General features: G+C 65.2%; 16 protein-coding genes. 11 read left to right on the forward strand and 5 right to left on the reverse strand.

Translation table 11 applies throughout. The features are described from left to right. The first annotated feature begins 124 nt into the window (after positions 1–124). From AC1VVM_RS20245 to AC1VVM_RS20280, 8 genes are all read left to right on the forward strand, one after another. Positions 125–1,228: a GGDEF domain-containing protein gene (locus AC1VVM_RS20245; protein ID WP_482957232.1), complete on the forward strand. Its 1,104-nt coding sequence runs from the start codon at positions 125–127 to the stop codon at positions 1,226–1,228. A gap of 178 nt (positions 1,229–1,406) precedes the next feature. Next, entirely contained in the window at positions 1,407–2,816 is a 1,410-nt protein-coding gene (locus AC1VVM_RS20250) for a methyl-accepting chemotaxis protein (protein WP_482957233.1), read from the forward strand. Positions 2,817–2,916: 100 nt separating this feature from the next. After that, positions 2,917–3,450 carry a CAP domain-containing protein gene (locus tag AC1VVM_RS20255; protein ID WP_482905546.1) on the forward strand — a complete coding sequence of 178 codons (534 nt, stop codon included), beginning with the start codon at positions 2,917–2,919 and terminating at the stop codon, positions 3,448–3,450. A gap of 194 nt (positions 3,451–3,644) precedes the next feature. Further along, positions 3,645–4,199 carry a methylated-DNA--[protein]-cysteine S-methyltransferase gene (locus AC1VVM_RS20260; protein ID WP_482957234.1) on the forward strand — a complete coding sequence of 185 codons (555 nt, stop codon included), beginning with the start codon at positions 3,645–3,647 and terminating at the stop codon, positions 4,197–4,199. Between the two features lie 23 nt (positions 4,200–4,222). Continuing rightward, positions 4,223–4,924, forward strand: a complete 702-nt coding sequence (locus AC1VVM_RS20265) for a 2OG-Fe(II) oxygenase (RefSeq protein WP_482905548.1) — start codon at positions 4,223–4,225, stop codon at positions 4,922–4,924. Further along, positions 4,914–5,555 (forward strand): DNA oxidative demethylase AlkB, encoded by a 642-nt coding sequence (gene alkB / locus AC1VVM_RS20270; protein ID WP_482905549.1) that lies wholly within the window; start codon positions 4,914–4,916, stop codon positions 5,553–5,555. The genes AC1VVM_RS20265 and alkB overlap by 11 nt, the downstream gene beginning before the upstream one ends. 116 nt (positions 5,556–5,671) lie before the next feature. After that, positions 5,672–7,972 carry an arylsulfatase gene (locus tag AC1VVM_RS20275; protein ID WP_482957235.1) on the forward strand — a complete coding sequence of 767 codons (2,301 nt, stop codon included), beginning with the start codon at positions 5,672–5,674 and terminating at the stop codon, positions 7,970–7,972. 133 nt (positions 7,973–8,105) lie between these two features. Continuing rightward, on the forward strand, positions 8,106–8,951 hold the full coding sequence (locus AC1VVM_RS20280) for a hypothetical protein (RefSeq protein ID WP_482957236.1): 846 nt from the start codon (positions 8,106–8,108) through the stop codon (positions 8,949–8,951). 15 nt (positions 8,952–8,966) lie between these two features. Here AC1VVM_RS20280 and nagE read toward each other — a convergent pair whose 3' ends face one another. The 5 genes from nagE to AC1VVM_RS20305 all read right to left on the reverse strand — a co-directional run bounded on the left by nagE (position 8,967) and on the right by AC1VVM_RS20305 (position 16,481). After that, positions 8,967–10,700: an N-acetylglucosamine-specific PTS transporter subunit IIBC gene (gene nagE / locus AC1VVM_RS20285; protein ID WP_482957237.1), complete on the reverse strand. Its 1,734-nt coding sequence runs from the start codon at positions 10,698–10,700 to the stop codon at positions 8,967–8,969. Further along, positions 10,697–13,303 carry a phosphoenolpyruvate--protein phosphotransferase gene (ptsP, locus tag AC1VVM_RS20290; RefSeq protein WP_482957238.1) on the reverse strand — a complete coding sequence of 869 codons (2,607 nt, stop codon included), beginning with the start codon at positions 13,301–13,303 and terminating at the stop codon, positions 10,697–10,699. The genes nagE and ptsP overlap by 4 nt, the downstream gene beginning before the upstream one ends. A gap of 29 nt (positions 13,304–13,332) precedes the next feature. Beyond that, positions 13,333–14,463 (reverse strand): N-acetylglucosamine-6-phosphate deacetylase, encoded by a 1,131-nt coding sequence (gene nagA / locus AC1VVM_RS20295; RefSeq protein ID WP_482957239.1) that lies wholly within the window; start codon positions 14,461–14,463, stop codon positions 13,333–13,335. After that, a complete protein-coding gene (locus AC1VVM_RS20300; RefSeq protein WP_482957240.1) occupies positions 14,463–15,521 on the reverse strand; it encodes an SIS domain-containing protein in 1,059 nt (352 codons plus the stop codon). Before AC1VVM_RS20300 ends, nagA begins: the two co-directional genes overlap by 1 nt. Positions 15,522–15,731: 210 nt before the next feature. Beyond that, positions 15,732–16,481, reverse strand: a complete 750-nt coding sequence (locus AC1VVM_RS20305; RefSeq protein ID WP_482957241.1) for a copper homeostasis protein CutC — start codon at positions 16,479–16,481, stop codon at positions 15,732–15,734. Positions 16,482–17,031: 550 nt separating this feature from the next. Here AC1VVM_RS20305 and AC1VVM_RS20310 point away from each other — a divergent pair. From AC1VVM_RS20310 to AC1VVM_RS20320, 3 genes are all read left to right on the forward strand, one after another. Continuing rightward, positions 17,032–19,374, forward strand: coding sequence for a GH92 family glycosyl hydrolase (locus tag AC1VVM_RS20310; protein ID WP_482905557.1), 2,343 nt, complete (start codon positions 17,032–17,034; stop codon positions 19,372–19,374). Between the two features lie 254 nt (positions 19,375–19,628). Beyond that, positions 19,629–20,639, forward strand: a complete 1,011-nt coding sequence (locus tag AC1VVM_RS20315; RefSeq protein WP_482905558.1) for a glycosylasparaginase — start codon at positions 19,629–19,631, stop codon at positions 20,637–20,639. 107 nt (positions 20,640–20,746) lie between these two features. Then, positions 20,747–23,773, forward strand: coding sequence for a TonB-dependent receptor domain-containing protein (locus AC1VVM_RS20320; protein ID WP_482957242.1), 3,027 nt, complete (start codon positions 20,747–20,749; stop codon positions 23,771–23,773). The last annotated feature ends 197 nt before the right edge of the window (positions 23,774–23,970 follow it).

The following is a 23,970-nucleotide window of genomic DNA, read 5'->3' on the forward strand; positions in this document are numbered from 1 at the left end:
GGTAAAGGACCGCCAATCTTCGGTGCCTGCGATGCGGTTTGATCTCTCCACTTTGTATTTCCTTGCCATAGGCACTTTGGCTCTCAGTGCAGTCATGACGCTCTGGGAGCGGCATGCACGGCCCTTGCGCAGGAATGAACTCGGCATACTCGCCGCCGGCTATTCGGCGCTGGCTGCCGGGTGCGCATTGGCGATGGGGCGAACGATGTTCGCCGGTGCCCTTGGCGCAAGTTTGGCCAATATGGCCATGATGGGCGGGTATCTTCTGATTTTTCAGGGCGTAGCGCGCCTGGCCGGCCGCAAGCGCGGCGCGATTTCGCTGGCTATTTTCGCTTTCCAGGCCCTGATCTGGATCGTCATGGGCGAATGCTGCCGGGATATTATCTGGAACTATATCAGCGCATTTCCCATCGCGCTGGTCAGCGGCCTAACAGCCTGGGAGCTGTGGACGAACGATCGCTTCCGCTTCTTGCGATCCCGCCGTGTTGCGCTGGCCTTCGCGGCCATGCATTCGCTCTTCTACATAGGCAGAGCCTTTGTCCTGCCTCTGGCGGTACCGGGTTTCGGGCCGCGACTGCTTGCGATCTCCAGCGTCTTCACGATGTACGAAGGCGTGCTCTACTCGGTCGGCCTGCCCATGGCGCTGATGGCGCTCCTGCGAGAGGAAACACAGGACCAGTTGCTGCAAGCCTCGCGCACGGACTATCTGACCGGCCTGGGTAATCGGCGCTGGTTCTTCGAGGAAGCCGAGAGCCACATTCGCAATGCAAACGCGGACGCGCGTACCTTTCTGCTCGCTTTCGATCTCGACCACTTCAAGGCCATCAACGACCGGTTTGGCCATGCGACGGGCGACCGGGTGCTCAAGCTGTTCGCAGGTTTCGTCAGGGGCATCGTCGGGCCGGCTGCCATTCTCGCGCGAATCGGCGGTGAGGAATTCGCCGCATTGTTGACCTGCAAATCCGATGCGGAGGCCGCCGCTATCGCCCAAGGCGTGGTGAGCGGCTTTGCGGAGATCGTCATAGATCGAGAAAATGGCGTGGACGTCACGGCAACCGTCAGCATCGGCCTTGCGGAACTGGGACGCGACGGCAACAATCTTGCGGATCTCCTCTCGGCCGCGGACGCCGCGCTCTACAGGGCCAAAATCGGCGGTCGCAACCGGATCGAGCCTGCGGAACCGCCGGCCGCCGACAAGTCTGCCTGTGCTCTTGAAATGCGCGCTTAGCGGCAGCGCTGCCGGTCGCTAGATTGTGCGGCATGCAGGCCAATTTCGCCCAAGTGGCGCGCCTCGCTACTTGAAAGTCCCTAGCGGCGATACTGCCAATCCTTCGCAAATCCCCGGTAAACCGTCGTCTCGCCCGAGGCATTCCGTCCTCGCGGAAAAATGCTCAGCGAGGCCGACGATGTTCAATTGGCTCGAGAAATATGCCCCCATCCGGGTCAAGTTCCGCACCCTGTTCTATCTGCACGGATTCTGGGGCCTGCTCTCCGTAGCCGGCGCGGCTCTCGCCGCCCGCAATTTCACCGCGCCCGGAATCGGGCTGGCGGTCCTGTCACTGGTGGCGACACTGGCCACCGTGAAGATCAGCGGCAAGCTGATCTGCGATCCCTATGTCGAGACGGTCGTGCGCATGGAAGGGCTGGCGGCAGGCGATCTTGCCAGTCCGATCAGGTTCACCGATCACAGCGACTGCGTGGGCCGGATGACCAACGCCATGGCCGTGTTCCGGGACAATGCCGTGCAGGTCCAGCTCAATTCCACCCGCCAGCAGATGGTCGAGGCGCTGGAGCGCGGTCTGCTCGCGCTGGAAGGCGGCGACATGACCATCAAGCTGGAAACGGCCTTCGCGGAAGAATACGAAAGCCTGCGCGCCGGTTTCAACCGCGCCGTCGTCGGTCTGGAGGCCAGCATCGCGCAAGTCGTATCCTCCGCCGAATGCGTGCGGACGGGTTCGGCCGAAATCCGCGCGGCGTCGGACGATCTTGCCCAGCGCACGGCAAGTCAGGCGGCGACGCTGGAACGCACCTCTGCCTCCATGAAGAACGTGACGGGGATGGTGGAAGTGACCGCTGGCAGCGCCGGCGAGGTCCGCATTGCGGTGAGTGCGGCCAGCGGCGATGCCGATGACGGCGCCAAAGTCGTCCGCAATGCCGTCGACGCGATGAACGCGATCGAGCAGAGTTCGCTCCAGATCAACCAGATCATCGACCTGATCGACGGCATCGCCTTCCAGACCAATCTTCTGGCTCTGAACGCGGGCGTGGAAGCGGCGCGTGCAGGCGATGCCGGCCGTGGTTTCGCCGTGGTCGCCAACGAAGTGCGGGCGCTGGCGCAGCGATCGTCCGACGCCGCGCGGGAAATTCGCGCGCTTATCACCACGTCGTCCACGCAAGTCGCGGAAGGGGTCGATCTGGTCGGGCAGACCGGGCGTATGCTTGAGCGGATCGGTACGAAGATCGCCGAAGTCAACAGGCTGGTCGATGCGATCGCCCGAGGCGCCGAAGTGCAGTCCGAAGCTTTGACCGACATCGGCGGCGGCGTCGTCAGCATGGACCAGATGGTGCAGCAGAACGCCGCAATGGTGGAGCAGACCGCCGCCGCCGCGCGCGGCCTCGCCTCCAAAGCGGCAGAGCTTGCCGAACTGACCACGCGCTTCAGGCTGTATTCGGCTTCCAACGGACCTGTGCGCCTCATGTCCCGGCGCGATCCGCCTGCCCTGACTGCGGCATCGCCGCGTCACGCGTCGCTGCCGGTGCGTGGGAATCTGGCGATCAGTCCCGCGCACTCGGGCGAGGACTGGTCCGAATTCTAGAGCGTTTTCAAGGCGGATTCGGGGTGAACGGATCATACTCCGGAATGGTTTGCCTCTGTTCCACAAAATGACAGGATTCCGGGTGTAACGCGGCCAAAAGGTGGCTGATTCGGGAGTTTTCATGGTGTTTGGCGTACTTGCTGCTGCGGCGGTTGCCGCCTCCAGCACTCGGCCGGCTGTCAATGAAGCCCAATTTCAGGATATCGTGCTCGCCATTCATAACCGGGAGCGCGCGGCGGTAGGCTCGGCGCCGCTGCGCTGGAGTGCCAAGCTGGCGCGTGATGCCGGTTACTGGGCAGACCGGCTGGCATCATCGGCAGTGTTCCGGCACGATGCCTCCAACCGGCTGGAGGGCGAGAACCTCTGGATGGGGACCCGCGGCGGCTATCGCCTCGAAGAGATGGTCTCGGGTTGGGCGGCTGAAAAGATCCCGCTGCGCCGGATGCGTTCGTGGCAGGACGATTATCACCGCGTTGGCCATTATACGCAGATGATCTGGGCCGGAACGACGTCGGTCGGTTGCGCCCTGTCAAAAGGGAGAGGGTACGAATACCTGGTGTGCCGATACGATCCGCCGGGGAACGTCATGAATGAGAGCCCCTATCGCCAGCGAACGGTTGTCAGCGCCCAATAAGCCCGATTTCAGAACGGTACGCCGCCTTCCACCCATCCGGAAATCTCGCGACAATTGCGGAAAAAACCGGTTTGAAAGCAAGGATCGGAGTGCGGCAGCGGCAAGATGCGCCCATATACCTCCGATCATGAGGCGCCGTTGACGGCCATTCCGTCCTGCAAGGCTCGGCGTCCGGCATACTGAAGGACCCGATTGTGGATCGATCGCCGCAACACGTTATCTTCGAGACCTCGTACGGCTTTGCCGCCATCGGCTGGCGAGGATCGAGCGTCTCAAGCTTTCGCCTTCCGTCACGGACAGCCGAAGCAGCCGAAAGCGCGCTGCTTCGTCGTTTTCCCACGTCGATACGAACGGCTCCCCCGGCATTCCTGCAGGCCGTCATCCATGACGCCCAGCGCTATTTCGAAGGCGAGCGGGTGGATTTTTCTGCCGTCGAGATCGACCTGGGCGAACAGGAACCCCTGTTCGAACGCATCTATGGCTTCGTGCGTGCGCTAGATTACGGCGAAACCACGACTTACGGCGCCGTCGCCAAGGCCTTGGGGGAAGAACCCCAGACCGCGCGGACCGTGGGCGAGGCGATGGCGCGCAATCCCGTGCCGCTGATAGTGCCATGCCACCGCGTGACGGCTGCCGGCGGAAAGATCGGAGGCTTTTCGGCCCCGGGCGGCTCCGATACGAAAGCGCACATGCTCTCGCTGGAGGGGGTTGCCTCTCCCTCGAACCGCCAGATCGGCTTCGGATTCTAAAGGTGCGTCATCAAGGCAGTTCCATGAACGCGCGCCTTGCCGCTTACGATTGGGGTGCAATCGCGGCCAGTCTCGACGAGGAAGGCTGGGCGATCCTGCCGGCGTTTTTCGAAGACGCCGAATGCGACGCGGTGGCGGACCTCTATGGACCGACCCCTGTCTTTCGCAGCCACATCCACATGGCCCGCCATGGCTTCGGAAAAGGCGAGTATCGCTATTTCGCCTATCCGCTGCCGCCGCTGATCGAGGCGGCGCGCACCGAACTCTATCGGCGCATCGCGCCGATCGCCAATGGCTGGCATGAGCGGATGGGGATCGACGTCCGCTTCCCCGCCGACCATACGACATTCCTGGAACGCTGCCACGAAGCCGGCCAAAAGCGATCGACGCCGCTGCTGCTGGAATATGGCAAGGGCGACTACAATTGCCTGCATCAGGACCTCTACGGCGATCATGTTTTCCCGCTCCAGATCGCCGTGCTCCTTTCGGAGCCGGGCAAGGACTTCACGGGCGGCGAGTTCGTTCTGACCGAACAGCGTCCCCGCATGCAGTCTCGCGCCGCGGTGGTACCGCTCGGCAAGGGTGATGCCGTGCTCTTCGCGGTGAATGCCCGCCCGCAGCGGGGCTCGCGCGGCAGTTATCGGGTCAACCTGCGCCACGGTGTCAGCATGGTGCGTTCGGGCAAGCGGCATACGCTGGGGATCATTTTCCACGATGCTGCCTGACCTCTTCGCGGACGATCATCGAGACGTGGCACTCGGACCGGGCGCGGCCATCCTTGGCGGCTTCGCGCTCGACGTGGCGGACGCGCTGGTCGCGCATGTCCGGCACATGTCCGCGCTCGCGCCCTTCCGCCACATGGAGACCCGGGGCGGCAAGCGCCTGTCGGTCGCCATGTTCAACTGCGGCCCGCTGGGCTGGGTGTCCGATCGGTCGGGCTATCGCTACGACGCCATCGACCCTGAGACGAACAGGCCATGGCCGGCACTCCCGCCGCTGTTTCTCGACCTTGCCGGTCGGGCCGCCGAAGCGCTTGGCTTCAGCGGCTTCGTGCCCGACGCCTGCCTGGTCAATCGTTATATCCCTGGTTCAAGGCTTTCCCTTCATCAGGACATGGACGAGCGGGATCACTCTGCGCCGATCGTCTCGGTCTCGCTCGGGTTGCCCGCAACGTTCCTGTGGGGCGGCCGGCACCGCAGCGACCGCCCTGCCCGCCTCCGGGTGGTCCATGGCGATGTCGTCGTGTGGGGCGGCCCTTCGCGCATGACCTTCCACGGCGTTGGCGAACTCAAGGCCGGAGACCATCCCGCCACGGGCGAAGCACGCTACAATCTCACGTTCCGGAAGGCGCGCTGATCGCCGATCTTCGGTAGCCGCCGGGCCCGAGCCGCGCACTTTTGGGGGTTTATCCCGATGGATCGCCCTCAAGGCCCGGCTATTTTTTCGGGACATTCGCGGCACGGAGCCCCCACATGCCCATCGATCGTCCTGCTCAAACCCCCGGCATCCTGCCGCGTCCCGACTTCCATTTCACCGGCGAAATCGGCCGCACGTATCAGGACTCAGACCCCGCGACATTTCCGCAGCCCGTGCAGCCGCCCAAGGGCGCGCCGAACATCGTGCTGATCCTCCTCGACGATGTCGGTTTCGGCCAGTTTTCGACTTTTGGCGGCGGCGTCCCCTCACCGACGATGGACAGGCTCGCCAAGGAGGGCCTGCGCTACAACTACTTCCACACGACGGCGCTGTGCAGCCCGACACGGGCGGCGCTCATCACCGGGCGCAATCACCATTCGGCGTCTTTCGCCGGCATCACCGAACTCGCGACCGGCTATGACGGCTATTGCTGCATCCTGCCGAAGAATTGCGGAACAGTGGGCGAAGTCCTGCGCCAGAACGGCTACATGACCGCCTGGATCGGCAAGAACCACAATACGCCGACGTGGGAAACCAGCGCCGCAGGCCCGTTCGACCGTTGGGCCAACGGGCTTGGGTTCGACTATTTCTACGGTTTCAACGCCGGTGACATGAATCACTGGAACCCGATCCTCTACGAGAACCACAACCTCGTCCCGCCCTCGGAAGATCCCGATTATCACCTGACCGAGGACATTGCCGACCGGGCGATAACCTGGCTGCGTCAGGTCAAGAGCATTGCGCCGGACAAGCCGTTCTTCCTCTATGTCGCGCCCGGCGCCACGCACGCGCCGCACCATGCGTCCAAGGAGTGGATCGACAAATTCAAGGGCCAGTTCGATCAAGGCTGGGACGCCTATCGCGAGCAGACCCTCGCCCGCCAGAAGGATCTGGGGGTGGTCCCGCAGGATACTGAATTGACCACCCGGTCGAAGGGCCTTCCGGCATGGGATTCGCTCAACGACGACCAGAAGCGTCTCTATTCCCGGATGATGGAAGTCTTCGCCGGCTACGGTGCGCAAGTCGACGTGGCGATGGGCCGGGTGATCGACGCGGTCAAGGAACTGCCCGACGCGGACAACACGATCATCCTCTACATCGCCGGTGACAACGGTTCGAGCGCCGAAGGCGGCCTTGAAGGCTCGCTGTGCGAGAACATGTTCTTCAACGGCCTTCCGGAGAAGTGGGAAGACAACATCAAGGCGATCGACGAACTGGGCAGCCCCAAGCACTTCAATCACTTCCCGTCCGCCTGGGCCCACGCCATGAACACGCCGTTCCAATGGACCAAGCAAGTCGCCAGCCACTTCGGCGGAACGCGCAACCCGATGATCATCTCATGGCCCGACGCCATCAAGGACAAGGGCGGCCTGCGCGATCAGTTCATCCACACGATCGACATCGTGCCGACACTCTATGAAATCTGCGGAATTACCGCGCCCGGCACACTCAACGGCGTGCAGCAAAAACCCATCGAGGGCGTCAGCTTCGCCGCCACCTTCGAAGACGCCAGCGTTGCCAGCAAACGCAAGACGCAATATTTCGAACTGGGCGTCAATCGCGGGCTCTATCACGACGGATGGATGGCTTCGGCCCCCTCGTTCGTGCCCTGGCAGCCGGTCCGATCCGAGGATTGGAGCCCCGATGAACAGGTGTGGGAACTGTACAAGCTAGACGAGGACTTTTCGCAGGCGAAGGATCTCGCCGCGCAGCATCCCGAGAAGCTGCGCGAATTGCAGGACATGTGGTGGGTGGAGGCTGCCAAGTATAGCGTGCTGCCGCTCGACTGGCGCGCCACGATCCGCATGAATGCAGAGGCGATGGGCAGGCCAAGCCTCGTCGGCAAGCGGACCAAGGCCGTCTATTATGAAGGGCAGATCGCGCTTCCGGACGCTGCCTGCCTGCCGATGCTCAACAAGAGCTGGACGATTACCGCCGAGATCGACCTGCCGAGCGACCACGCCGAGGGCATGATCGTCACACATGGCGGCCTTGAAGGCGGCTACGGGCTCTATCTGCGCGAGGGCAAGCCCGTCTTCGTCTACAACTTCCTCTCGATCGACCGGCCCACATTCGCGGCCGAGGCTCCCCTGCCCAAGGGAAAAACGACGCTCGCCGTCGATTTCAAATATGACGGCGGCGGGATGGGCAAGGGCGGCGAGATTACCATCTCCGCCAATGGTACCAAAGTTGCCGGAGGGCGGCTGGAGCGAACCGTGCCCATTCAATTCTCGCTGGGCGAAGGGCTGGACATCGGCATGGACACCGGATCGCCGATCGATTTCACGTACAAGCTGCCATTCAAGCTGACCGGCAAAGTCGAGCGCGTGGAAATCGAGTTGAAGCCCGGTCAGTAGATCGATGTTGCAATGTCGCTTTCCACGTTCTCCGCGCGGCGGTTAAAAGATCATAATCCTGATCCCGGCAGGTCGGGAAACCTAGGAATAACCACGCGGGTTCAGTAGGTTCGCTCGGCAAAGGAGAACCGGCATGAGCCTCGTACTCGGCAGCCTGCTTGCGGCCGCTTCTGCCACTGCCCCGCCCGTTGTGGTCGTCGACGCGGCCCGACCGGAGGCAGAGGGCGATGCCCGGCGCTTCGTCGCGCAAGTCGCGATTGCGGCCGAGAACGACGAGCCGCTCGCAAGGTTCACCGACCCGATTTGCGTGAGCAGCGTCGGGCTGCCGCCGGGTGCGGACGCCGTCGTGGCGGACCGGATCAAGGAGGTCGCTGCATCCATTGGCCTGCGGATCGACCGGCCCGGTTGCGCCCATAATGTGATGGTCGTCTTCGTGCCGGACAGCCGCGATGCCGTGCGCACACTGGCGCAGTCGGGATCCGGAGCGATCCTGAGCCAGTCCCACGCCGATATTGGCCACATTCTCGCCGAGCCCGGCCCCGCGCGGGCGTGGAGCGAAGTCGAAACGCGCAGCCGTGACGGTGATCCCCAGAGCTATACAGAGAAGGGCTTGATGATCCAGAAGACCGCGACATCGACACGCCTGTCGATGGCTGTCCGCCGGGATATCGTCAGTTCCATCGTCCTGATCGACCGCGAGGCCGTTGCCGACCGTGACTTGCGGCAGATCGCGGACTATGCCGCCCTCCGCGCGCTCACCGGCGCCCGGCTGGACCACGTGGCAACGCAGCCGACGATCCTGACCCTGTTCACGCCGGAGGCGGGCGCGGCGGCTCCCGGTGGCCTCACCGAAGCGGACCGCGCGTTCCTCTCTGCGTTCTACACCGTTCGGGCGGACATGGCCCAGCCCCTCCAGCGCCAGCGAATTGCCGATCAGATGGCCCGCTCGCGCGCTGCCGACGCGCCCCAAGCTCCCTGACTCCGCCCCCTGACCTCAGGCCGCGAAACTGTCGAGGTCTTCGGGCGCAAACAACAGGTGGACGGTGCGGCCTGCGGCGGCTGCCACGCCGCGAACACCGGCAGCAGCCAAGGCGGGCGCATCGAGCAGGGCGGGATCCTGCAGCTCCACCCTCAGGCGATTGCCGTAACGCTGCGCGCCCAGCACATTCGCCGCGCCGCCCAGCGCCTGCTGCATCGCGCCGGGGATCGTCACGACCGAACCCACCGACGACGAGGCCGCGGCTGATACGGCAACCTTGCGCTCTACGGCCGGGCCTGCCGCAATCGCCTCGCGGATTTCCACGGATACGATATCGGCCACCGGGCCCAGGATCACCTGAAGCGCCTTGTCCGAAGGGCGGATCAACCCGCGCGCTCCGAGGGCCTTGAGCCGCACGTCTGCCACCGCGCCATGATCGACGATGATGAGCCGCAGACGGGTGGTGCAGGCGGAGACTTCCACGATATTGGCACTGCCGCCCAGTGCCGCGAGGAAGGCGGCCCCGCGTCCCTCGCTCGCCGGGCTGTCGGCGGTGGCGGGCGTAACGGCAGACATATCCTCGTCCTCGCGGCCGGGTGTCTTGAGGTCCAGCTTGCGGATCGCGAAGGAGAACACGCCGTAATAGACCGCGAAATAGAACAGCCCCACCGGCAGCAGCAGCAGCGGGCGCGTGGCCTTGCCGAAGTTCAGCACGTAATCGAACAGGCCCGCCGAGAAGCCGAAGCCAAGGTGCATGCCCAGCGCGTCCGTCAGCCACATCGAAAGGCCGGTCAGCACGGCGTGGATGGCGTAGAGCACCGGGGCGAGGAACATGAAGCTGAATTCGATGGGCTCGGTCACGCCGGTCAGCAGCGAGGTGAGCGCGAGGCTGAAGAGCATGCCGCCCACCGCCTTGCGCCGCTCGGGCAGGGCCGCGCGGTACATCGCAAGGCACGCGGCGGGCAGGCCGAACATCATCACCGGGAAGAAGCCGGTCATGAAGCTTCCGGCCGTGGGATCGCCCGCGAAGAACCGGCGAATGTCGCCATGCGCGCCGTTGTAGTCGCCAAAGACGAACCAGAAGAGGTTGTTGAAGACGTGGTGCAGGCCGGTGACCAGCAGCAGGCGGTTGATCAGCCCGAACAGGAACAGCCCCACGCCGCCAAGGTCGGTGATGCCGTGGCTGACGCCGTCGATGCCGACCACGATGGGATGGAAGCCCATGCCCACCACCAGGGCAATCGCCAGACCGGCCACGCCCGAGACGATCGGCACGAACCGCCGCCCGCCGAAGAAAGCGAGGTATTCCGGCAGCTTCATCGCCGCGAAACGGTTGTAGAAAGTGCCCCCAACAAGGCCGGAGACGATGCCGATCGGCACGTCCAGCCGCCCGATGGCCTGGCTCTTGGCCGCCGCCACCGCCGCCGCGAGCGCCTCACCCGATAGCGAGAGATCGACGCCCAGCGGCACCGGCATCAGCACTTTGGCGCCTTCGGTGCCGACGAGGAAGCAGACGATACCCGCAAGGCACGCCGCGCCGTTGCCGTCCCGCGCGTAGCCGGTGGCGACACCGATGGAGAACAACAGGCCAAGGTGCGAGAACAGCGCATCGCCCGCCGCGCTCAGCAGCGCGATATTGAGCAGGTCCGGTTGCCCCAGACGCAGGAGCAAGCCCGCGACCGGAAGCACCGCAATCGGCAGCATGAGCGCACGGCCCAGCGGCTGCAATGCTTCGAGAATGCGCCTCATGCCCCCTGCTCCTCCAAGAATTTCCGCATCAATTCGCGCACTTCCCCGGCCGAGGCGCATTCCAGTGCGTCGGCGGCAAGCTGGCGGCAGCGCTCGATCTGCAACCCGGCGACAAGCGCCTTGATATCCGGCACTTGCGCGGGCGTTGCCGAAAGTTCGGCCACGCCAAGGCCCAGCAGCAGCGGCACGGCCATGGGATCGGACGCCAGCGAACCGCAAACGCCCGTCCAGCGGCCACCGCGCGAACCGCCCTCGCACGTCAGGCCGATCAGGCGCAGCACGGCCGGGTGGAGCCCGTCGATATCCGCCGCAACCGCCGCATTGCCGCGGTCCATCGCCAGCGTATATTGCGTGAGGTCGTTGGTCCCGATCGAGAGGAAATCGGCCTCGCGCGCGAAAATGTCGGCCGTTGCGGCAGCAGCGGGCGTTTCCACCATGATCCCCAGCGAGACCGGCTCGGTCAGGCCAAGGCGCAGGGCGACGCTATCGACCACCGCCCGCACCGCGCGCAGCTCCGCAAGGCTGGCCACCATCGGCACCATGATCCGGCACTGACCGGCGGGGCGCACGCGCAAGATCGCCTCGACCTGCTGCTCCAGCAGTTCAGGATGGGCGAGGCAGACGCGAATGCCGCGCAGGCCCAGCGCCGGGTTTTCCTCGGCCGGGATCGGCAGGAACGGCGCGGGCTTGTCACCGCCGATGTCGAGCAGGCGCACGATCAGCGGGCGGCCCTCCAGCGCATCGGCGATGGCCTGATAGGTCTCGGCCTGCTCGGCCACGCTCGGGGCCTGCGGACGTTCGACGAACAGGAACTCGCTGCGCAGCAGGCCGCAACCCTCGGCGCCGTTTTCCATCGCCTGACGCGCATCGGCCAGCGAGCCGAGATTGGCGAAAACCTCGATCCGGGTGCCGTCCGCCGTATGGCACGGCCCCTTGGCCTCGCGCGCGGCGGCGCGGCGTGCGGCGAGTGCCGCAAGCTGCTGGCGAACACGCGCGATGCGGTCTTCCGAAGCGTCGGTTTCGATCCGCGCAGCGGCGGCGTCCACCACCAGAACCGCACCGTCCGGGATCCCGTCCAGCGCCGTTCCCATCGCCACAAGCATCGGCACGCCGAGCCCGGCAGCAAGGATCGCGACATGCGAAGTGGGTCCGCCATTGACGAGGCAAATCGCCGTCAGTCGCTGCGGATCGAGCGCCATGAGCTGCGAGGGCATGAGGTCCTCTGCAATGACCACGGCATTTTCGGGAAGCGCAAAGCCCGCCACATCGCCGCCGACCAGCGCGCAGAGAACCTGTCGCTCCAGATCACGCATGTCGTCCACACGCTCGGCAAGGCGGGCATCGCCGGATCGCAGCAGTAGCTCGACCTGCGTGCCGATGGCGATGCGCCAGCCCTCGCCCGCGCTCGCGCCCTTGTCGATAGCCTCATGCGCGGCAGCGAGCAGGTCCTCGTCTTCCAGCATCACCGCATGGGCAGCAAGGATCGAGGCCGCATGCGCCGGAGCGCCTTCGCTTTCCGCCGCGATCTTCAGGCGCAATTGTGCCAGCGTTTCGTCCAGCAGAGCGCGTTCGGTGGCGGCATCGCCCGACCCAGCGGACACCTCTACCTCGCCAAGGCGATAGCGAACCGCCTGCCCCACGGCCACACCCGGCGCGGCAACGACGCCCGCCAGCGTGCCGTCCGCCGCGATTGCAGTCGCCCGGCGGAGCACCGACGCGGTCACGCGCGCGGGCTCGACACCGGACTTCTCGTCGATCTTTTCATCCGCATGCGCCAGTTCGCCCATGCCACTGGCGATCAGCGCTTCCAACGCGTCCAGCACTTCCGCCGCCTGCGCGCCGCGCGCGTGGAGCGAAATGCGGTCACCCAGCTTGACGCCCAGCGCCAGCACACCCACCGGGCTGCGCAAACTGGCCGACTTGCCGGCGATTTCCATCCGCACGCCCGCATCGAAAGACGTCGCCACCTGCCGCAGGCGTGCCGCCGGGCGCGCGTGGATGCCGTGACGCAGCGGCACGGAAACCTCGCGCACCAGTTCGTCATCAGCGGACGCGGTAGGCTGTGACGCCTCGCCTGCTGCCGCGCCGATGTGCCGCAGCGTCATCACCACGTCGCCAACCGCCACCGGGCCCGGCTCGCGCTTCGATTCCAGCGCCCATTCCTCGCCCGAAAGCAGCAGCACCGGCGTCATCGCGCTCGGCGCGCCGGTCACGATTGCATCAAGGTCGAAGCGGATCAGCGGCTCGCCCGCCGCAACGCTCTGGTCCTGATCCACCAGCGGCGTGAAACCCCGCCCGCCCATCGCCACGGTATCGACACCGAGATGGACCAGCAGTTCCGCCCCGCCTTCAAGGCGCAAGGTCACAGCATGCCCCGTCGCCGCGATCGAGGCGATCACGCCCTCGCAAGGCGCATGGAGCACCGAGCCGGTGGGATCGATGGCAACGCCGTCGCCGACCATGCCACTCGCAAAGGCCGGATCGGGAATCTCGTCAAGCGGACCCAGCCACCCTTCGAGAGGCGCGGCAACGGCGATCCTCTGCGGTTCGGCTGGCGTGTTTGCGCGTGTGGCGCTCAAAATAGGGGAAACGGAGGCAGACATCGGACTGGCTTGTCTCCTGGAGACGGATCTCAGAACACCCGCTCGCCGCCGATCCACGTCGCCTGCGGCGCCATGGTGCGGTCGAGGCGGACGAAGTCGGCGGTGCGGCCGGCGGCAATGGTACCTCGTTCAGAGGCAAGCCCCAGAAACGCGGCAGGCTGCAAGGTGGCCATTTCAACGGCTTGCGCAAGCGAAACACCCGCCATGTCGACGACATTGCGCACCGCATCGGCCATATTCAGCGAAGCGCCCGCCAACGTGCCGTCCGCGCCCACGCAGCGCCCTTCCGCCACAGTGATCTCCCGCCCATCCAGTTGGAAGCTCGCAAGGTCGGAACCGACGCAGGGCATGGCGTCCGTCACCAGCATGAAGCGGTCGATCGGGCGGCTTGCCAGCGCCACGCGCATCACGGCGGGGTGGACGTGGTATCCGTCCGCGATCAGCCCGCACCACGCGGACCGGTTCTCAAGCGCCGCCCCGACCATGCCGGGATTGCGATGGTGCAGCGCGGACATGGCGTTGAACAAGTGGGTCACACCGGTCACGCCCATATCGAAAGCGGCGCGTGCCGTCTCGTAATCGGCATCGGAGTGGCCCATGGCGAGCACGACGCCCGCGTCGATCAGCGCGCGCGCCTGATCCGCATCGAGATATTCGGGCGCGATAGTGAAGAGCACGCGGCCCGCGCGGGGCCTGGTGAGCAGTTCGACTAGACTGTCGTCCAGCTTGCGCAGATTGCCTTCGGAATGGATACCCCGGCGCTTGGCGTTGAGTACCGGCCCTTCGACGTGGATGCCGATGCAGCCCTTCACGCCCGAGGACACGGCATCGTCGGTTGCGTCCAGCCCCGCCGCGATCACGTCCGGCGTGGCGCTGATCAGCGTGGGCAGCATGGCCGTGGTGCCGAAGCGCGCGTGCGCGGCGGCAATCGTCGCGATGCCCACAACCGTCGGGCTGTCGTTGAGCAGCACGCCGCCGCCGCCGTTCACCTGCACGTCGATGAAGCCCGGCACCAGCCAGCCTCCATCGAGATCGATGACTTCATCGGCGTCCGCGCCGCTCTCGGTGGCGGCGATGCGGCCCTGCTCCACGGTCAGCACGACATCGCGCGCCCATGCGCGGCCAAGGTAGACGTTGCCGTTGACGAAGGCAGTTTTCATCAGAGAGTCTCGGTAACCTTGCGCAAGTGCGCGGGCTTGTCGGGATCCAGACCGCGCGCCAGCGAAAGCGCGTTCACTTGCGGATAGAAGGCCTGGATCATGAGCAGTGGCTCCAGCGCGGGATGGCCTGCGAGTGCGGCGAAAGTCTGCGCGCCGACCGGAACCGTGGCATCGAGCAGCGAGACTTGCGCGCCGCGCCCGGCGAACTCGCTGGCGGCTTCGCGCACGCTCTCGCCGCTGGCATCGGAGGTCGCGAAAGCGACGATGGGAAAGCCGCCGTCGATGATCGTCATCGGGCCATGGCGCACTTCGGCGGCGCTATAGGCCTCGGCGTGGAGCGCGCAGGTTTCCTTGAGCTTGAGTGCCCCTTCCTGTGCCACGGCAAAGCCATAGCCGCGTGCGATCACGAAGAGATTGGCGGCATCGGAGAGCCGCTCGACCAGATCGAACGGGGCGATCTTCGCGGCCGCTTCCATCGCTTCGGGCAGACCGTCCATGGCCTTGCCCAGCGCGGCTCCGGGCTCGGTCTCGCCGGACCAGTGCGCCACCAGCGCGGCAACGCCGGCCAGCGAGGCGATGAAGGACTTGGTGGCCGCAACCGACTTTTCCGGCCCGGCGTGAAGCGGTAGCACCCACTGCGCCAGATCGGCGAGCGGCGCGGTCTCGTCATTCACCAGCGCGACAACGCAGGCTCCGGCGCGGCGATGCGCCTCGACGGCGGCCAGCAGGTCGGGGCTGCGCCCGCTCTGCGAGATCGCCAGCACGAGCACGCGGCCCGGCTGCATCTCGGCGCCAAACACGGAAGAAACGCTGAGCGCAGAGGACGAGACCGGCAGGCCCACCATGGTCTCGATCAGGTACTTGGCATAAGTCGCCGCGTTGTCGGACGATCCGCGCGCGCAAGTAACCACGACCGATGGCGGATTGTCGCGCAGGTCCCGCGCCAGCGCCGCAAGGGCTGCGCGGTTGGCCTCCAGAAACGCCCGCACGGCCTGCGGTGCCTCTGCGGCCTCGCGGGCCATGAGGGAAAGAGGAGGATTTGCGGCGTCGGACTGCATTACGGTGAAATCTCCCTGGCCCGCCTTCCGATCGGCGGGCTATGCACCAATCGGGGACGACCACCTACCAATGTCGATATAAGTTCTATATTGGTATTCACGAACTCAAGGCCATGCGCAATTGGTTTTGCGCACGGCGATCATTTTTCTTGTGCGCCCAGCCTTCCCATTCGCGGCTGTCCGTGCACTTCATGTGCGGTTCTGTTCCTTTCAGGTACCGCTTGCGCGAGCTTCGATCGCCGCCTTTACGCGCGCCACTTCCCGCGCATCCGTCACCATCCGCGCGCCCTTCTGGAAGCCCAGTTGCTCAAGGCGTTCGCCACCATCCGGTACCGCTTGCGCCGTTCGGCAGGAGCCGTGGAACTCCCTGATTCCAGCCGCTCCCAGCACCGGAATCGTTTCGGCGGAAACGCCAGAACCGGCAAGAATCACGATGCGCCCGGCCGCCAGTTCGCCAAGATAGGCCAGCATCCGCGCACCCTCCGCCGCCCGCGCGGCACCGCCGGAGGTCAGGATGCGATCGAAGCCCATCGCCACGGCCTGCTCCAGCCCGTTTTCCATGTCGTCCAGCAAGTCGAACACCCGGTGCAACGTCAGCGAAAGCCGCGCGCCGCGTGCAGCACCGGCGCGCCCGGCATGATCGAGCCACTCGTCCAGAACCGGCAGGTCGAGACCTCCGGCGCTGCCCGCACCGATCACGATTCCCGCCAGTCCGGCCCCGGCCGCCAGATCGATATCATCACGGACTTGCGCCACTTCCCGCGCGTCATAAACGAAATCGCCTTCACGCGGGCGGCACAGCATGTGGACGGGAATCGGCGCCTCGGCAGCCAAACGGACCAGCGAGCGCGGCGGCGTCAAACCGCCCAGCGCCAGCGCACTGCACAGCTCCACGCGGTCTCCGCCGCCCATGACGGCAGCCGCGATGCCGGCGGCATCCTCCACACAGACCTCGAGCATTTTATCCCCCCCACAGACTGCCCCGCCGGCTTTGCAACCGGTGATTCGCGTTATCGCAAATTGGACATACTTTGGCTTACCAGACCAGCGGGTTCAACAGACCGCTCGACGCAGCCGGAGAGCGATGATTTCAAAAATTTCCCCAAATCCCTAGCGATCCGGCGACATTCGGGGATCGAGGAAAAATTTCCAGTGGACACAAGGATCTATTTTGGTGACATTGACTGCGAAGATTGGAATGATATTGGCATTGCCGTAAGAAAATTTCAGCGGGCTCGCATTTCGCAAACGGAAACGGTCGAAACGCGGGTCCCGGGTCGGGTCACGAGGAAATTATGATGAAACCTGCGTGCATCAAGCTGCTGGCAACACATGTCAGCTCGCTTGGCCACGCCGAATCCTCGGCGACTGCCCAGTTCAGCTTCTAAGTCCCGTGCAAAGCCGGCAGGTCTCACTCTCCTCCTCCCGAGACCTGCATGCACACGGGCCGGCGCCTGCCTCACGGTTTCGACCGGATAGGCAGGCGCCGTCCTTTTAAGGATTCTTTATCATGACAGCTTTCAGCCGCCGCCGCCTGATGGCCGGTTCCTGCCGCCTTGCGCTGCTCGCCGCCGCCGGTTCGGCCGGCGCGACACGTGCGATGGCAGCCGAAACGACCGATCCCGAGGCTCCGACGAAAGCTGACCCCTTCATCGGTACCGGCGGCGACGGCCACACTTTCCCCGGCGCCACCCTGCCCTTCGGCATGGTTCAGCTCAGTCCGGATACGGACACCGCGCGGTGGGACACCTGCTCTGGCTACCATCATGGCGACGCCTCGATGCTGGGCTTTTCGCACACGCATCTTTCGGGCACCGGCATCGGCGACATGCTGGACGTACTGGTGCAGCCCTGCCGGGGCGACGTGCGGCTCCAGCCCGGCCCGCTGGACCGGCCGGAGGAAGGCTACCGGCTGCGCTACACCGATGAGGTGGCGGAGCCCGGCTACTACCGGGTCCAGTTGGAAAACGGCGTCGCCAGCGAGCTTACCGCCACGCTTCGGACCGGGATCCAACGCCATACCTATCCGGCAGGAGAGGCCGGATCCGGCCATCTGCTGATCGACCTCTCGCACCTCGTGCTGGATTCCTCAGAGGCTCACCCGCTGATCGACGACGCCGAACTCGCGCTGGACGCCGAAGGCACGCTCACCGGGCAGCGCCGGGTCTTCCGCTGGGCTAAGGGGCGGCACATCTACTTCGCGATGCAGTTCTCGCGGCCGCCAAGCCGGGTCGAATTCTTCGGCGATGCGGACGCTCCGCAAGCGCCCGGAACGCAGGGCGTCAAAGGCCGTCGCCTGAAGGCCGCAGTCCATTTCGATGACGCTGCGGCAGCCCCGATCATCGTGCGCACCGCCGTTTCGGCCGTGGATGTCGCAGGCGCCCGCGCCAACCTCGTCGCCGAGGCGCCGCACTTCGATTTCGACGCATACCGGCAAGCTGCGAGCCGCGTCTGGGCCGAGGAACTGGGCCAGATCACCGTGCGCGGCGGCACCGCCGACCAGCGCGCGATCATGACGACGGCGCTCTATCATGCGGCCATCAGCCCGACGCTGTTTTCCGATGTGGACGGCCGCACGATGGGGCTAGACCGCAAGGTCCAGCAGCTCGCGCCGGGACAGACCGCCTACAGCGCCTATTCGCTCTGGGACACCTACCGCGCCGTCCATCCGTTGCAGATCCTGCTGCGGCCAAAGCAGGCGGAACAGTTCGTCGGCGATCTCATTCGCCAGACCCAGCAGAGCCCCTATGGGCCGCCGGTCTGGCCGCTACAGGGCGTGGAAACCGGCTGCATGATCGGCTGGCACTCGGTGCCGGTTCTGGCCGAAGCCATGGCCAAGGGCATTCCGGGCGAGTATTCCGCCGCCTGGCCGGGCATTCGCAAGCGCGCGTTCGACTTTGCCACACCCGCGCAGGACAACGCGCTGGGCATTCCGCTTTACGACGCCAAGGGTTACGTCCCGGCCGACAAGGTTTTCGAGGGCGTAAGCCGCACGCTCGAATATGCCTATGACGACTATGCCGCCGCCCGGATCGCGCGCGCCGCAGGGGCGCTGGACGATGCCAGGCGGCTGGAAGCGCGGGCGGGTAACTGGAAGAACGTGTTCGACACCGCAACGGGTTTCGCGCGCCCGCGCCTTGACGACGGGACCTGGGCGGAACCCTACGACCCCGTTGAGCTTGGCCATTCCGCGAAGTGGCGGGACTTTACCGAGAGCAACGGCTGGCAGGCGACGTTCCTCAACCAGCACGATGTCCACGGCCTTGCCGAAGCGATGGGCGGCCCCGCCGCACTGGAGGCCAAGCTGGACGCCTTCTTCAACGCGCCCTCCGCGCTGCCGAAGAACGCGCCGCCGGACATCAGCGGTATGGTCGGCCAGTACGCGCACGGCAACGAACCGTCGCATCACGTTGCCTATCTCTATGCATGGACCGGCGCGCACTGGAAGACGCAGGGCATGGCCCGCCGCCTGCTTGCCATGATGTACCGCGCCCGGCCGGGCGGCGTGATCGGCAACGACGATTGCGGGCAGATGAGCGCCTGGTACGTTCTCTCCGCGCTCGGGTTCTATCCCGTCGATCCGGTCAGCGGCATCTATATCTTCGGCAGTCCGCTGTTCGAAGAGGCGCGGGTGAAGCTGGGCAACGGCCGCGAACTTGTCGTCAGCGCCCCGGGCAATCGCTCGGACCGGCCCTATTACGGCCGCGTGGAATGGAACGGCAAGGCGTACAGCCGGTGCTGGATCCGCCATGACGAGATCATGCAGGGTGGTCAGCTGACGTTCCACATGCAGACCACACCGGACCTTTCGTTCGGACGCGAATCGCGCAACCGACCGCCGCGTCAGGCCTGAATCGCCCCCTTTTCGGCTGAAAACCTGCCTCCCCGCGAGGGGAGCCAGCCTTGTGGGTCATTCCATTACCCTGACAAGTGAGACCAATTGGCGACAAATATGCAACCTTGGTTGCAAAAATATAGCCCACGGCGAATTTTGGTATTGAATTGATTTAATCCCTATGACAGCTTTGTTGCAGGACACGCTTTGGGAAGGGCATGCCGGTCCAGGAAGGGACCCGGCGTGGCCTTGTCGGCAGGGGAAAAATGGGCATGGGAATTTCGCGTCGCGATACCTTGGGATTTGCCTTGGTCGGCTCGGTCGCCGCTGCAACCGCGCGGGCCGCGCCTGCCGTAAAGGGCACTTCCATGCAGAGCGCCGGCGATCCCGCGCTGGTGATTTCGACATGGGACTTTGGCGCTGCGGCCAACGCGGCGGCCTATAGCACCTGGAAAGCCGGCGGCACGCTGATCGATGCGGTGGAAGCCGGAGCGCGGGTGCCGGAAGCCGATGTCACCAATCATTCGGTCGGCCTTGGCGGCTACCCCGATCGCGACGGCCACGTCACGCTTGACGCGATCATCATGGACGATCGCGGCCATGCCGGCGCCGTTGCCGCTCTCGAAGGGTATGTCCACGCGATCTCCGTCGCCCGCCGGGTCATGGAGCGCACGCCGCACACGATGCTGGTGGGCGAAGGCGCAGCGCAGTTCGCCCGCGAGCAAGGTTTCACATCGCAGAACCTGCTGACGCCCGAAGCCGAGGCCGGATGGCGCGAATGGCTGAAGAAGGCGGAATACAAGCCGGTCGCCAATATCGAGAACCAGCGCGGTTCCGCGCTCGATCATGACACCATTGGTATCCTTGCACGCAGCCCGGACGGGCGCCTCGCCGGTGCCTGCACCACGTCCGGCATGGCCTTCAAGTTGCGGGGACGGGTGGGCGACTCTCCCCAGTCCGGTTGCGGACTGCTGGTCGAACCCGGCGTCGGCGCCGCCTCGGCAACGGGCGTGGGCGAGGAAGTGACGCGCATTGCCGGCGCAGCGCGCGTGGTAGGGTCCATGCGCATGGGCCTGTCGGCAATGGCGGCCTGCCGGGAAGCGATCGAGCACATCGTCAAACTGCGGGGAGACGCCGTGAAGGACGCGCAAGTGGCCTTCATCGCCATCGACAAGGACGGCCGGGTCGGCGCCTTCGCGATCCAGCCGGGCTTCACTTACGCCGTCACCGATGCCGCCGGCCGCACGGTCGTACATCCCGCGGGCAGTCTCCGCTCCGCCTGAATTACCTACCGAATTCGAACCTCTGCCTGGCGCCCCCGCGCCGGAAGGGAGGACGGATGCATCCAGTAAAAGTCGTATCAATTCCAGGGAAGAAGATGGGTCAACGAATGAGGAAGATCACGAAGATACTGTTGGCGACGACCTGCATTACCGGTCTCGCCGCTCCGGCGCTGGCGCAGGACAATACGCCCGGCGACGCCACCGCCGATAACGCAGGCGGCAGTTCCGCATCCCCCGCCGGATCCATCGTCGTTACCGGTTCGCGCATCAATCGCCCGAATGCCACGGCCGCCGCACCGATCACGTCCGTCACCAACGACGCGATCCGCGCGCAGGCCGCCGTCAATATCGAGGAAGTTCTCAACCGCATCCCGCAGATCTCGCCGGACAGCCAGCAGAACTACCAGGATTCCGACGGCCGCCAGCGCATCAAGCTGCGCAACCTTGGCTTCGAGCGCACCCTGACCCTGATCGACGGCAAGCGCGTGGGCACCATGAACGGTGTCGATGCCAACATGATCCCCACCTCGCTGATCAAGCGCGTGGACGTGCTGACCGGCGGCGCTTCGGCCGTCTACGGCTCGGACGCCATCGCCGGTGTCGTGAACTTCGTCATGGATGACGATTTCGAAGGCCTCCAGGTCAACGGCAACTACAACTTCTACGCCCACAGCAACAAGCGCACGCTGATTTCGGACGTCGCCAGTCAGTACGGCTTCCAGCAGCCGGCCAGCGGCACCACCACCGACGGCGGCCGCACCGACGTCTCGGTGACCTTCGGCAAGAAGCTGTTCGACAACCGCTTCCACATCAGCGGCTACGTCAACTACCGCGAGGCCGCACTGGTCCCGCTCTCGGCGCGCGAAACCTCCGGCTGCCAGCTGGTCGAAAGCAGCAAGGACGGCCCGCTGGGTTGCACCGTCTCGACCTACACGCCCGACGGCTACGTCTCGCCCCGCACGGGCGCGGCCAGCGGCGAGCAGTACGTCAACAATCCCGACGGATCGCGGACTTTCGTTCCCTACAGCGATGCCGTGGCCGCCAATCCCTATGACGGCTATTCCTTCCAGCGTGCCGACAAGCGCTGGAACGCCGGCGGCTTCACCTCGTTCGAGATCTCCGACGCGGCCGAACTCTACGGCAGCGTGATGTGGTTCCGCGACCGTTCGACGAACCCCTTCCCCGCGCGCGTCTACAGCCCCAGCGCTTATGGCGACGGTTCCTCGTCGTACTACGTGAACTGCAACAATCCGCTGATGTCGGCCTCCCAGGCGCAGACTGTCTGCGGCTCCGCTGCGGGCACTTCCGCGCTCGTGCCGATCGAACTGCGCTATCGCCTCAACAACGTAGCGCCGCTCGACGACGTCTACGTCAACACCGGCCTGCGCGCGACCGCCGGCGTACGCGGCCAGTTCGCGCAAGGGTGGAACTACGACCTCGGCGGCGTTTACGCGCGCAACCGTCAGGACATCACCTGGGGCCAGCCGGACTATGACCGCGTGAACAACGCGCTCAATGTCGTCAACGTCAACGGCCAGCTTCAGTGCGCCAGCGGTTCGGCCGACGGCTGCCTTCCCTTCGACGCCTTCAGCGCCAACTCGGCAATGAACACGCAGTCGCTCTACAACTACCTGATCTCGGGCAACTTCGGCACCAGCACCACGATCAACTCGCTCTACAACGTCGTCGGCACGGTTCAGGGCGATCTGGGCACTTACGGTATCAAGACGCCGTGGGCCGAACAGGGCGTGGCCGTGGCCTTTGGCGCCGAGTTCCGCGAGGACAAGCTGCAGAGCTATGCCGACGACATCTGGCGCGAACAGAACGGCGGATCGGACAGCAACCTTTCGCAGCACGCGTGGGAAGGCAACGTGGAACTTCAGGTTCCGATTGCCGAGCACAAGCCCTTCGCCGACCTGATCCAGTTCAACGGCGCCTATCGTCTGTCCAAGTACAGCTCGAACCCCAGCGTCTTCTCGACCTGGAAGGCCGAGGCGATCTGGGCCCCGATCCCGGACATCACCTTCCGCGGCTCGATCAACCGCGCCCAGCGCGCCCCAACGGTGGTGGAAGCCTATCAGGGCTCCAACATCAGCTACGGCCGCATCGACACGGCCTACAACGACATCTGCGCGCCCACGGTCAGCTACACGACCGGTGCCAACGGTCAGCGCGTTCCGGTCTACGGTGCCCCCGCCGCCTCGCGCGAGGTCTGCAAGGCAACGGGCCTCGCCGATAACCTCTACGGCAGCCCGACCCTGATCTGCCCGACCGACATCGGCTGCACGGTGCGTCACGGCGGCTACACCGTCGATCCCGAAACGGCTTATACCAAGACCTTCGGCGTCGTCCTCAAGCCGTCGTTCATCCGCGGCCTGACCGTCTCGGTCGACCGCTTCCTGATCGATCTCAACGACTCGATCGGCTACAACGACTACGACTACTTCTCGAACGGCTGTCTCCAGACCGGTAGCGAGTTCTTCTGCTCGATGTTCGTGCGCAATGCGGACGGTACGCTTTCGAGCAACCCCAACACGAACCCGGACACCGGCTACATCCGTGGCGGCACGACGAACTACTACAAGAGCAAGTCGCACGGCTGGGACTTCCAGGGCCAGTACAACCTTGGCTTCGGCAAGTACGGCAGCGTTGCGTTCGACTTCTCGGGTTCGCTCACGACCCTGGCCGGCGGGCAGGATTCGCCGATCCTCGCGAAGTACAATTGCGCCGGTTACTACGGCGGTCCTTGCGGGCAGCTGATCCCCAAGTGGACCCACAGCCTTCGCGCCACCTACACGACCGACGACCGCGTCTTCAACGCATCGTTCAACTGGCGCTATGTGGGCCCGCTGACGAACGTGTCGAACTCGGGCGACCCGGCACTCGGCTGGAGCGAGAGCACCGAGCGTGAGACGTTCTACCGCATCGGTGCGCAGAACTACTTCGACCTGGCCCTCACGGTCCGCGTCAACGAGCAGTTCTCGCTGCGCATGTCGGCGAACAACATCTTCGACAAGCTGCCGCCGCTGATCCCCAATTCGTACAGCTACGCATTGTCGCGGAGCAACACTCTGTCGGCCCGTTACGACTCGCTCGGCCGCCAGCTGGCGATCGGCGCGACCGTCAACTTCTGATAAGAGCAATGTGCCGGAACCTCCGAAACGGGGTTCCGGCATTTGCCGTTAGATCGTCTCGAACATCCGAGACGAAGCGCCCCGCCCGGCGCTACAGCCCCTTTTAGGGGCGGGTCTTTCCGGCCAATTCGCCGACGCAGACCTCCCAAACCCATTACATCCCGTGAAAGATAAATCGGCTGGCCGCAGCGCTTGCA

The organism is Novosphingobium sp. BL-S-33, from assembly GCF_056857025.1.